The organism is Saccharopolyspora sp. 7B, assembly GCF_020177435.1.
Classification (GTDB): domain Bacteria; phylum Actinomycetota; class Actinomycetes; order Mycobacteriales; family Pseudonocardiaceae; genus Saccharopolyspora_C; species Saccharopolyspora_C gregorii.
In genome coordinates, this window is sequence record NZ_JAIUKC010000209.1 from 1 (window position 1) to 9,666 (window position 9,666).

Annotated in this window: 14 protein-coding genes and 1 tRNA gene; 4 read left to right on the forward strand and 11 right to left on the reverse strand. The window is 74.2% G+C overall.

All coding sequences use genetic code 11. From position 1 onward, the window contains the following. The 3 genes from LCD33_RS26225 to LCD33_RS26235 all read right to left on the reverse strand — a co-directional run. Positions 1–396: DUF2871 family protein (locus tag LCD33_RS26225; RefSeq protein ID WP_224978387.1), on the reverse strand; the 396-nt coding region annotated here is incomplete at its 3' end. A gap of 12 nt (positions 397–408) precedes the next feature. Then, positions 409–1,089: an ABC transporter ATP-binding protein gene (locus LCD33_RS26230; RefSeq protein ID WP_224960618.1), complete on the reverse strand. Its 681-nt coding sequence runs from the start codon at positions 1,087–1,089 to the stop codon at positions 409–411. Positions 1,090–1,171: 82 nt separating this feature from the next. Next, on the reverse strand, positions 1,172–2,242 hold the full coding sequence (locus LCD33_RS26235; protein WP_224960623.1) for an ABC transporter permease: 1,071 nt from the start codon (positions 2,240–2,242) through the stop codon (positions 1,172–1,174). A 180-nt stretch (positions 2,243–2,422) separates the two neighbouring features. Here LCD33_RS26235 and LCD33_RS26240 point away from each other — a divergent pair, with 180 nt between their 5' ends. Both LCD33_RS26240 and LCD33_RS26245 read left to right on the forward strand, forming a co-directional pair. Further along, positions 2,423–3,628: a sensor histidine kinase gene (locus LCD33_RS26240; protein ID WP_224960617.1), complete on the forward strand. Its 1,206-nt coding sequence runs from the start codon at positions 2,423–2,425 to the stop codon at positions 3,626–3,628. Then, positions 3,625–4,257, forward strand: a complete 633-nt coding sequence (locus tag LCD33_RS26245; protein ID WP_224960615.1) for a response regulator transcription factor — start codon at positions 3,625–3,627, stop codon at positions 4,255–4,257. The genes LCD33_RS26240 and LCD33_RS26245 overlap by 4 nt, the downstream gene beginning before the upstream one ends. 28 nt (positions 4,258–4,285) lie before the next feature. Here LCD33_RS26245 and LCD33_RS26250 read toward each other — a convergent pair whose 3' ends face one another. The 3 genes from LCD33_RS26250 to LCD33_RS26260 are packed head-to-tail and all read right to left on the reverse strand — an operon-like array spanning position 4,286 to position 5,702. Further along, positions 4,286–4,621, reverse strand: coding sequence for a LuxR family transcriptional regulator (locus LCD33_RS26250; protein ID WP_224960613.1), 336 nt, complete (start codon positions 4,619–4,621; stop codon positions 4,286–4,288). A gap of 11 nt (positions 4,622–4,632) precedes the next feature. Next, positions 4,633–5,007: a hypothetical protein gene (locus tag LCD33_RS26255; RefSeq protein ID WP_224960621.1), complete on the reverse strand. Its 375-nt coding sequence runs from the start codon at positions 5,005–5,007 to the stop codon at positions 4,633–4,635. Positions 5,008–5,051: 44 nt separating this feature from the next. Further along, entirely contained in the window at positions 5,052–5,702 is a 651-nt protein-coding gene (locus tag LCD33_RS26260) for a metalloregulator ArsR/SmtB family transcription factor (protein ID WP_224960611.1), read from the reverse strand. Between the two features lie 119 nt (positions 5,703–5,821). Between LCD33_RS26260 and LCD33_RS26265 the strand changes: the two genes are divergently transcribed. Beyond that, positions 5,822–6,418: a DUF2249 domain-containing protein gene (locus LCD33_RS26265; protein WP_224967860.1), complete on the forward strand. Its 597-nt coding sequence runs from the start codon at positions 5,822–5,824 to the stop codon at positions 6,416–6,418. A gap of 110 nt (positions 6,419–6,528) precedes the next feature. Here LCD33_RS26265 and LCD33_RS26270 read toward each other — a convergent pair. Beyond that, positions 6,529–6,602 (reverse strand) — tRNA-Leu (locus tag LCD33_RS26270). Positions 6,603–6,759: 157 nt separating this feature from the next. Between LCD33_RS26270 and LCD33_RS26275 the strand changes: the two genes are divergently transcribed. Next, the gene (locus LCD33_RS26275; RefSeq protein WP_224960620.1) at positions 6,760–6,981 is read left to right on the forward strand and encodes a DUF3618 domain-containing protein; all 222 of its coding nucleotides are present in this window, start codon (positions 6,760–6,762) and stop codon (positions 6,979–6,981) included. A 24-nt stretch (positions 6,982–7,005) separates the two neighbouring features. On the opposite strand, the gene LCD33_RS26280 is transcribed toward LCD33_RS26275, so the two are convergent. The 4 genes from LCD33_RS26280 to LCD33_RS26295 all read right to left on the reverse strand — a co-directional run bounded on the left by LCD33_RS26280 (position 7,006) and on the right by LCD33_RS26295 (position 9,470). Then, positions 7,006–7,749: an MOSC domain-containing protein gene (locus LCD33_RS26280; RefSeq protein WP_224978388.1), complete on the reverse strand. Its 744-nt coding sequence runs from the start codon at positions 7,747–7,749 to the stop codon at positions 7,006–7,008. Beyond that, positions 7,746–8,369 (reverse strand): TetR/AcrR family transcriptional regulator, encoded by a 624-nt coding sequence (locus tag LCD33_RS26285; RefSeq protein ID WP_224960605.1) that lies wholly within the window; start codon positions 8,367–8,369, stop codon positions 7,746–7,748. The genes LCD33_RS26280 and LCD33_RS26285 overlap by 4 nt, the downstream gene beginning before the upstream one ends. An 87-nt stretch (positions 8,370–8,456) precedes the next feature. After that, a complete protein-coding gene (locus LCD33_RS26290) occupies positions 8,457–8,762 on the reverse strand; it encodes a hypothetical protein (RefSeq protein ID WP_224960604.1) in 306 nt (101 codons plus the stop codon). Positions 8,763–8,894: 132 nt separating this feature from the next. Beyond that, positions 8,895–9,470 (reverse strand): NTP transferase domain-containing protein, encoded by a 576-nt coding sequence (locus LCD33_RS26295; protein WP_224960603.1) that lies wholly within the window; start codon positions 9,468–9,470, stop codon positions 8,895–8,897. Between the last annotated feature and the right edge of the window lie 196 nt (positions 9,471–9,666).

Below are 9,666 nucleotides of genomic sequence, written 5' to 3' on the forward strand. Positions count from 1 at the left end.
GGGCAGGGTGGGGTGGATCGCCGTGAACAGGCACGCCAGGCCGACGGTCAGCAGGACGTGGCCGAGCCCGGAGGTGCCGGCGAGCGCGGCGCCCGTCGGCTCGCCCAGCACGGTCCTGGTGCCGTGCACCGCCATGCCGCCCGTGGTGACCAGCAGCCCGGCGTTGTAGGTCCAGAAGAACCGGCCGAACCACCTGCTCCGGGCCGGCCCGGCGGCCCGCTCGAACAGCAGGACCAGCAGGAACACCAGGGTGCCGAGCACCAGCAGGTGGGTGTGCAGCACCGAGAGCTGCGTGTCACCGACGAAGTCCTGCGCCTTGGTCAGCTCGCGGTAGTACACCCCGGCCAGCAGGCCCAGCACCGCGTAGCCCACCGCGGCGAAGAAGCTCTTCCGCATGATCGTGTCCCCTCAGCTCGCCGCGGGCACGCGGACCCGGCCGTCGAGGACCTCGGCGACCTGGTCCACCCCGCTGAGGTGGGTGGTGTCGTGCGTGACCAGCACGGTCGCGGTGGCGCGGCGGTGGGTCAGCGTGGTGATCAGGTCGATCACGGCGGCCCCGCGCTCGTGGTCGAGCGCGCTGGTCGGCTCGTCGACGAGCAGCACCGCCGGGTCGTTCATGAGCGCGCGGGCGATGTTGACGCGCTGCCGCTGCCCGCCGGAGAGCTGGTGCGGCCTTCGGTCCTTCTCGCCGGACAGGCCCACCGCGTCCAGCAGTTCCACCGCGCGGTCCCGCGCGTCGCGCGCCGAGCGGCCGTCGAGGTGCGCCATGACCTGCAACTGCTCGGCCGCGGTCAGCGAGGCGATCAGGTTCGGCTGCTGGAAGACGATGCCGATCTTCTCCCGCCGCACCGCCGTCAGCTGCGCCTGGTTCATGCCGGTGACGGTGGTGCCGTCCACGACGACCCGGCCGGAGTCGGGCGTGACCAGCGCGGCGGCGACGGCGAGCAGGCTGGACTTGCCCGAACCGGACGGGCCGATCACCGCCGTCACCGAACCGGCGGGCACGTCCAGGTCGGCGTGGTCCACGGCGGTGAGCCGGGAACCGCCGTCGGGGTAGGTGAGGGTGATGTCGCGCAACTGCAAGCTCATGACTGGCTCCTGGTTCGAGGTGATCAGCGGGCCGGCAGGGTGATCAGCCGGTGGCCGGGCGATCAGCGGGTTGGCCGGGTGATCAGCGGGTGGACAGGGCGGTCAGCGGATCGACCGCGGTGATGCGCCGGACCGACAGCGCCGCGCCGAGCGCGCCCAGCACGACCATCACGGCGGCGGGCGGCAGCACCGTGCCGGCCTCCAGCACGAACGGGACGGTGCCCACGGCGACCGCACCGATCGCGGCGGCGATGCCGGTGCCGATGGCGGTGCCGCCGACGAGCAGCACCACGGCCTGCCCGAGCGCGTCGCGCAGCAGGTAGCGGGTGGTGGCGCCGAGCGCCTTGAGCACCGCGACGTCCCCGCCGCGCTGGATGGTCCACACGGTGAAGAAGGCGCCGATGACCAGCGCGGAGATCGCGAACAGGAACGCCTGCATCAGCTGCAGCGACCCGTTCTCCGAGCTGTACGAGCTGATCGCCGACAGGGCGCCTGCGGTGGTGGCGGTGCTGGTGCCCAGCCGCGCGTCGGCGGTCGCGAGGTCGGCGCCGTCGTCGCTGCCGAGGGCGATCACGGTCGCCTGCCGCTCGCTGCCGGGCGACAGCCGCTGCCAGTCGGCGAGGCTCGTCCACACCACCGGGTTGTGGCTGTAGGAGGCGTCGCCGGACACGGCGGTCACCCGCAGCTCCTGCCCCGACACGGTGATGGCGTCCCCGGCGCCGACGTCGAGGTCGTCGGCGGCCCCTTCGGAGAGCACGACCTCCCCGGGACCGACGGCGCCGCCCGCGGGCACCAGCGCGGAGCCGGGTTCGACACCGAAGGTGGCCAGCGCGGTGCTGCTCGTGCCGGACCGCACCTTGGCGGTGGCGATGCCCAGCGGGTCCGCGCGGTGCACGCCGGGAACCTCGCGCCACCGCTCCCACTGCTGCCGGTCCACTTCGGACTCGGTGAAGGTCGGCCCCTGGCCCTCCGCCGGCGCGGAGAACACCACGTGGTCGGCGGGCAGGTCGGTGATGGCCGAGGTGCTCTCCCGGCCCAGGCCCGCGGTCAGGCCGGACAGCAACCCGACGAGCAGGGTCATCAGGATGATGACGGTCCCCATCAGGGCGAACCGCCCCTTCGCGAATCGGAGGTCTCTGGTGGCGACGAACACGGTCGAGTGCCTTTCTCTCACGTTCCGGCCGGGTCCCTGCCCGGCACGGCACCAACACTCGTCCTTGGGACGCCGCGGAACATCGCGCCGCCGGTCGGCTCCGCGGTGTCGAAAGGTGCGGGCGCGAATCAACCTTTCGATCGATGCACCGCCCTGACCAGCACGTAGCCTGGGAACACCGTGGACCCGCTGACCCTCACCCGACCGCTGCGCGCGTTGCGCCTGTGCCTGCACCTGCTGATGGCGGGCCTGCTCGTGCTGGCCGCCGTGCACGCCGTCACCACCGACCTGCCGCACCCCGGCGCGGTGATCGCCGCCGCCACCGCGCTGGCCGCCGTGTACGCCACCGGACCGCTGCTGCCGGGGGTGAGCCGGTCGAAGTGGGCCGCGGCGGTGTGGCTCGGCCTGCTCGGCGCGGTGTGGCTGGTGCTGCTGTGGCTCACCCCGGACGGGGTGTGGCTGGCGTTCCCGCTGTTCTTCCTGCAGCTGCACCTGCTGCCGGACCGCTCGGGACTGCCGGTCGTGCTGCTCACGACGGTGTTCGCGATCGCCGGTTTCGCCTGGCACCAGGGCGGTTTCACCCCGGCGGCGGCGCTCGGCCCCGCGCTCGGCGCGGCCGTCGCGGTGGCCGTCGTGCTCGGCTACCAGGCCCTGCACCGGGAGAGCGAGCAGCGCCGCGAGCTGATCGAGGAGCTCACCGCGGCCCGCCACGACCTCGCCGCGGCCGAGCGCTCCGCGGGCGTGCTCGCGGAACGGGAGCGGCTGGCGAAGGAGATCCACGACACCCTCGCGCAGGGCCTCTCCAGCATCCAGCTGCTGCTGCGCGCCGCCGAACGCGCCCTGCCCGACCAGCCGGACCTGGCCGCGGACCACGTGCTGCGGGCGCGCGGGGAGGCGCAGGACAACCTGGCGGAGGCCCGGCGTTTCGTGCACGCCCTCACCCCGCCCGACCTGGAAGGGGGATCGCTGCCGGCGGCGCTGGAACGGTTGTGCGCCACCACTTCGGCGCATTCCGGGGCCGCGGTCCGGTTCCACCTGGACGGCGAACCGGCAGAGATCCCCACCCCGTTCGAGGTGGCGCTGCTGCGGATCGCGCAGTCCGCGCTGGCCAACACCGTCCGGCACGCGCGGGCCGCGGCGGCGGAGATGACGCTGACCTACATGGACACCCGCGTCGCGCTCGACCTGGTGGACGACGGGATCGGGTTCGACCCGGCGGCGGAGTCCGGTGCCGGGCGCGTCGACGGCGGTTTCGGGCTGGCCGCGATGCGGGCGCGGGCCCGCGCGCTCGGTGGCACGTTGAGCGTGGAGTCCGCGCCGGGGCAGGGAACCGCGCTCGCGGTGAGCTTCCCGCGCAGGCCCGCGGCGGAAGGGGACGTGCGATGAGCGGGACCATCCGGTTGCTGCTGGCCGACGACCACCCGGTGGTGCGCACCGGCCTGCGCGCCGTGCTCGACACCGAACCGGACTTCGAGGTGGTCGCCGAGGCCGCTAGCGCCGAACGCGCCGTCGCGCTCGCCGGCACCGAACAGGTCGACGTGGTGCTGATGGACCTCCGGTTCGGCGCGGGCATGCACGGCTCGGACGCGACCGCCGCCATCACGGCGCTGCCGGACGCGCCCCGCGTGCTGGTGCTGACCACCTACGACACCGACGCCGACATCCTCGCCGCGGTCGAAGCCGGAGCCACCGGCTACCTGCTCAAGGACGCACCGCCGGAGGAGCTGGCCGCGGCCGTGCGCACCGCCGCCGCCGGCCAGTCCGCGCTGGCGCCGGCCATCGCGCACCGCCTGATGGACCGGATGCGCACGCCCGGCACCGCGCTGAGCCGCCGCGAGACGGAGGTGCTGGAGCTCGTCGCGGACGGCCTGTCGAACCAGCGGATCAGCAAGCGGCTGTTCCTCAGCCAGGCCACGGTGAAGTCCCACCTGGTGCACATCTACGGCAAGCTCGGCGTGGACTCCCGCACGGCGGCGGTGGCCGTGGCCGTCGACCGCGGCCTCATCCGCCGGTAGCGACCGGCCGTGTCACGAGGTTGCCGCGTCACGAGGTGGGCGCGACGACGGTCAGCAGCACCACGGCGTCGCCGACCGCGGTCAGGCCGTGCCGTTCGCGCGGCAGGGCGAGGTGATCGCCTTCCGCCGCCGCGACGGAATCGGACCCGGTGGTGACCCGGACCGAACCGCGCAGCACCTGCAACGTGGCTTCGCCGGGGCTGTCGTGGTCGGCGAGCGCGCTGCCCGCGGTGAGCGCGAGCAGCACCTGCCGCAACGCGTGCCCCGACCCGCCGTGGACGGTGCTCGCGGCCCGTCCCGCGCGGGAGCGCTGGGCGGCGGCGAGCCGTTCGGCGGCGAGTTCGGTGAGCGAGGTCGTGGCCAACGGTCTCCCCTTCAGGACGTGAGCAACAGGACGCCGCCGGCCAGCAGCGCGACGAGCTTGCCGACCTCCAGCGCGACGTAGGCGAGGTGGGCGTGCGAGCGCGGCGGCTCCTGACCGGCGAGCACGGCGCGCGTGCGCCGGCCCAGCACCGGCCGCACCAGCAGCAGCTGCGCCGCCAGCGCGGCCACGGCGAGTCCCGAGGCGACCCAGGTCGCGACCGGCGGCGTCCGCGCGGCGAGGCAGCTCAGCACGACCAGCGCGAGCACGAGCTCGACGGCGTTGAGCGCGCGGAACACCAACCGTCCGATGCCCAGCCCGATCGGCACGGTCACGCCGGGCGCGCGGAACTTCAGCGGGGCTTCGACGAACGAGATCGCGAGCACCATGCCGACCCAGGTGAAGGTGGCGGCCGCCGCGACCGCCCACGCGGTCACACCCGCTCCTCGGGCGCGAGGTGCGCCACGCACAGGTCGGGCTCCACGAACGCGTCCAGCCGATCGACGGTCACCGGGGAACCCGTCGCCGCCGTGACGCCCTGCATGAGGCCGAGGTGCACCTGGCACACGACCTGCCGCTGCTGCTCGGCGAGTTCCAGGAAGGGGCAGTGCCGCAGCCCGATCTCCGCGCCCCTCGCCCGCGTCTCGGGCCGGAAGCCGAGCTCGTCGAGCAGGCCCACCAGGTGCTCGACGGCGTCCGTCCGGGTGGACCGCGGGGTGCCGCCGGCGAGCCGCGCGCCCCAGCGCCGCCCGGCCTCGCCCGCGCTGCGCACCGGATCGGGGGCCTGCGCGACCTCGTCGACGAGGATGCCCGCGAGCAGCCGGTACTCGCGCGGTCCGGCCGGGTCCATGCCCGGTTTGGCGCGGAACAGCAGCGGCGGCCTCCCCGGGCCGGGGCGCCGCGCGTCGACGCGCTCCACCTGCCCGGCGCCGACCAGGGCGTCCAGGTGGAACCGGATCGTGTTCGGGTGCACCGCGAGCCGTCGCGCGAGCGCGGTGATGTCCCACGTCGCGCGGGATTCCCGCAGCAGCGCCAGCACTTCCCGCCGCCGCCCGGACGCTGCCGGGGCCGGGTTCCCGCCCATGACGATCTCCTCGCTTGGTGGCCGTGAGCGCGGGCCGGGGAGGTGCCCTGGTTCCGCTGCCGGTCCTGGTCGTAGAGTTTATACAACCGATCGTTGTGGAAACAGGCCCGGGAGGCCCCATGCCCGAGCAGGAGCTCGACGTCCGCGCGCTGCCGAAACCGCAGAAGCACCCCGCGATCTTCGGCGCCTTCGCCGCGCTCGCCCCCGGTGAAGCGGTCGTCCTGGTCAACGACCACGATCCGCAGCCGCTGCGCGGCGAGTTCGAAGCGGACTTCCCCGGCGGCTTCAGCTGGGAGTACCTGGCCGAGGGCCCGCGGGAGTGGCGGGTGCGCATCGGCAGGCTGCACTCGACGCCGCTGCCCCGGATCCTCTGCGACACCGGCGACCTGGGCGACGACCCCGACGCGGCGGGTGCGGTGTGGGCGCTGCCCGTCCGCGACCGCGACCTCGACTCCAACGTCATCCAGCTGCCCGCGGGCCGGAAGATCGACGCGCACGCCGGGCCCGACCTCGACGTGCTGATCCACGTGCTGCGCGGAACGGGAACGCTGCGCACCGAAGGCGGCGACGTCCCCCTCGCTCCCGGCGTGCTGCTCTGGCTGCCGAAGCGCTCGCGCCGCGAATTCCTCGCCGGGGAGTCCGGGCTCCGCTACCTGACGGTCCACCAGCGCCGCAAGGCCCTCACCATCGAAGGGCTCACCCACTCCGACCGCTGACCCCGTGGCGCGAGGTCCCGCGATCGCGGGGCCACGACGGAGGAAGCGGGGAAGGCCGTCCGATTCGACGGTGCGGGCGCGGAAATGCGACGGCGCCGAGCGGCGGACGGTGAGGCCGGCGGGACTCGAACCCGCACTGGCTAGGACCTAAACCTAGTGCCTCTGCCAATTGGGCTACGGCCCCCAGTGCGCACCAGCCTAACGGTTGGTGATGTCCGTTGTGTCCCCGGCCGGGTGGTTCGGCGGGCGCTGGCTGCCTCGACTCGGGGAACGGTCGGTGGGTCCGGGACTGACGTGTGATCTACGGTGTCACCAGCCAGGTGAACATGGAGGAGGACGGCGTGGCTCGTGATCCGGACGCCATTCAGCGCGACATCGAGAAGGCACGTGACTCGCTGGCCGTGACACTGGACGAGTTGAGCACCAAGGCGGACCCCAAGCGGTTCGTGGAGTCCGGTAAGGCCAGCGTGCAGGAGAAGTTGAACGACCCGCGGGTGCGCTACGCGATGATCGGGGTCGGCGCACTGGTCGCCGTCATCGTCGTGCGCAAGATCTTCCGCTGAGCCGCGCGGCGTGCGTCCGCGGGGTCACGACCCTGCTGGGCGCACGACCGCGGCCGCCCCGCGGTGCACCGTGCCACTGCGGGAGACGCGCACGATGGTGCCGAACCGGTTGTCCCAGTGGTCGATGAGCCGCCGCTGCAACTCCTTCCACCGCGTCCGCCCGCCCGCGTCCCAGCTGGGCACCGCGCAGCGCACGCAGGCCCCCGAGTTCGGGCCGACGACCTCCCAATCGACCTCGCCGCTGGTGATGGTGGTTCCCGGCCCCCAGCCCAGTTCGGCGAACGGCGGCACGTCCAGCTCCAGGTGCACGTTCGGCCGGAACCGCAGCAGGTCCACCGGGGCACCCAGGTCGGCGGCCAGCGCGTCCAACGTGGACTGCACGGTGACCAGCACCGTCGGGCCCCGGTCCTGGTTGCCCGGTTCGCTGCGCAGGCTCAGCGGGATGCCCAGCGAACCGGTGAGCGCCGCGGGCAGCCGCGGATCGGCCCAGTCCCACGCGGTGCCGTCCGGCGCGTGCAGCGTCGGCGCGGGCACCGGATCCACGACCTCCGCGCCGTAGCCGCTCGACCAGTGCAGTAGCGCCGGGTTCTGCCGCACCGTCAGCACCGAACCGGCGCGCCGCTCGCGCTGGTCGACGAGGACGTGCGCCCGGTCGCCGGCCATGCCGCGCTCGTCGAAGCGGGCCGCGGGCACGGCCTCGCCGCGCAACGACTTCACCGGCCAGCGGTGCAGCCGGGAGATGGTCCCGCGCAGCACGCCGGCGCTCACACGTCGCGGTGCAGCAGCGGCAGCAGCGCGTCCGCCAGCAACCGGTCCACGAACCGCGTGTCCAGCGGTTCACCGGTGAGCATCAGCCGGTGCAGCAGCGCGGCACCGGCGAGCTCCACCACGGTGTCCATCGGAGCCTGCGCGTTGATCTCGCCGCGCCGCACACCGCGCTCCACGATGCGCCGCAGCACGTCGCGCTGCGGCAGCAGGAACGACTCGCGGAACGCCGCCGCGAGCTCCCGCTCGTGCGGCAGCTCGCCGACCAGCGCCTGCGCCGCCTTCCCCGCGGGCCCGGTGAGGAAGGTGGCGAACGCGCGCAGGAACTCGCCGAGGTCGCCCGGCACGCTGCCCGTGTCCGGCTCCGGGATGTTGCGCTGCACCAGCTCGTTGCAGGTGTCGATCACCAGGTCGAGCTTCGACTCCCAACGCCGGTAGATCGTGGCCTTGCCCGCGCGGGCCCGGGCCGCGACGGCATCCATCGTCAGCGCGCGGTAGCCGACTTCCGCGAGGACCTCCATCGCCGCGGTGCGCAGGGCTGCGTCGCGCGTGGCGTCCCGCGGCCGGCCGCGTCCGGGGGACCGGCCGGTCCCGTCGGGCAAGCTGCTGGTCGGTGCGTTCACGGCGACCATCCTAGGAAGAAGTGGTGGGGGCGTGGTTTCCGCCGGACCTTTCGGGTGATCTTCCGATCCAGGGCGCGGGGCGCCGGGTCACCGCGCGGCGTGCGCGCTGGCGGTGTCGGCGGCGGCAGCGGCCTGGCGGGTCGCCTCGTCGGACAACCCGTGCCGCGCCTGCAGGTAGGCGGTGCTGAACGCGAAGCCGTCGCCGTTGAGCAGGTGGATCACGACGCGGCCGGTGGGGTTCGGCGCCAAGTGCTCGATGAGCTGGTCGGCCTGGTCCCGGGCGGCGATGAGGCCGGGAGCGCGGGCGGTGCGGGTCGTCTGCCCGGTCGAGACGGTGACCGACCAGTCGTCGCCGTCCGGCACGTAGTTGGCCGTGATGTGTCCCGTTGCCATGTTGCCTCCCCGTCGGCGCTGTTGCGGGCCGGTCACGCGCGCACCGACCGGGTTGGCGCTCCTGCTCGGCGGGCGCCGCAGCCGCGGACGGTGGCTCGGCGTCACCTCACGCGTGACAGCCGACTCTACGGGTTAGCCGCGGTCGAGGTCTGCGGGCCGGTCGATATCGAAACCTTCCGAGACGCCATCGCACCTCACCAGGGTGACGGCGTGATCACGAAGGTAACCGCGCGCACCCGCATCTCCGACGGCCGTCGCCGCGGCCCCCCGCCAGTGCGCGCGTCCCAGCAACACAGGGTGACTGCGTCGCTGGTCGAGTGATGCGGCGGCGAGGGCGTCCGGCGCGGCGTGCGCGGCGACCCGGCGCACCGCCTCCGCCGTCACGCCCGGCATGTCCACCGGCAGGAACAGCGCTGCCGCCACGTCCGCGGATTCCCCTGCCAGCGCGGTGAGACCGGCCCGGAACGAGGAACCCATCCCGCTGTCCCAGTCCGGGTTGGACACCACGTCGACGCCCCGCAGCTCCGCCGCCGCGCGCACCTCCGCCTCGGCCGCGCCCAGCACCACGAGCACCGGTGCGCAACCACCCTCGGTGAGCACGCGGGCCGCGCGGTCGACCAGGAGGGTGCCGCGGTAGTCGACGAGCGCCTTCGGCATCCCGAACCGCCGCCCCGCCCCCGCGGCCAGCACCACGCCAGCGACCCGCATGCCCCGACCCTACCGACCAGCGGAGTGAACGGACCCTTTGTCCGATCTCGTTGGTCGAACGGTCCGTTCACTCCGTTCCGGTGCGCCGGCGGGGCGCCCGCCGCGGGGGGGGGGGCCGGCCCGGGGGGGCCAGCCCAGTGGGGGCCCGGGGCGGGCCCCCCCCCCCCCCGCGGGGGCCGGGGGGGGCGGGCCCCCC

What these genes read in the sequence shown, in the direction of transcription:
- LCD33_RS26290 (WP_224960604.1), bottom strand. Translation starts at nt 8,762, where the DNA reads ATGGCAACGGGACACATCACGGCCAACTACGTGCCGGACGGCGACGAC.
- LCD33_RS26245 (WP_224960615.1), top strand. Translation starts at nt 3,625, where the DNA reads ATGAGCGGGACCATCCGGTTGCTGCTGGCCGACGACCACCCGGTGGTG.
- LCD33_RS26265 (WP_224967860.1), top strand. Translation starts at nt 5,822, where the DNA reads ATGCCCGAGCAGGAGCTCGACGTCCGCGCGCTGCCGAAACCGCAGAAG.
- LCD33_RS26230 (WP_224960618.1), bottom strand. Translation starts at nt 1,089, where the DNA reads ATGAGCTTGCAGTTGCGCGACATCACCCTCACCTACCCCGACGGCGGT.
- LCD33_RS26255 (WP_224960621.1), bottom strand. Translation starts at nt 5,007, where the DNA reads ATGGTGCTCGCGATCTCGTTCGTCGAAGCCCCGCTGAAGTTCCGCGCG.
- LCD33_RS26295 (WP_224960603.1), bottom strand. Translation starts at nt 9,470, where the DNA reads ATGCGGGTCGCTGGCGTGGTGCTGGCCGCGGGGGCGGGGCGGCGGTTC.
- LCD33_RS26260 (WP_224960611.1), bottom strand. Translation starts at nt 5,702, where the DNA reads ATGGGCGGGAACCCGGCCCCGGCAGCGTCCGGGCGGCGGCGGGAAGTG.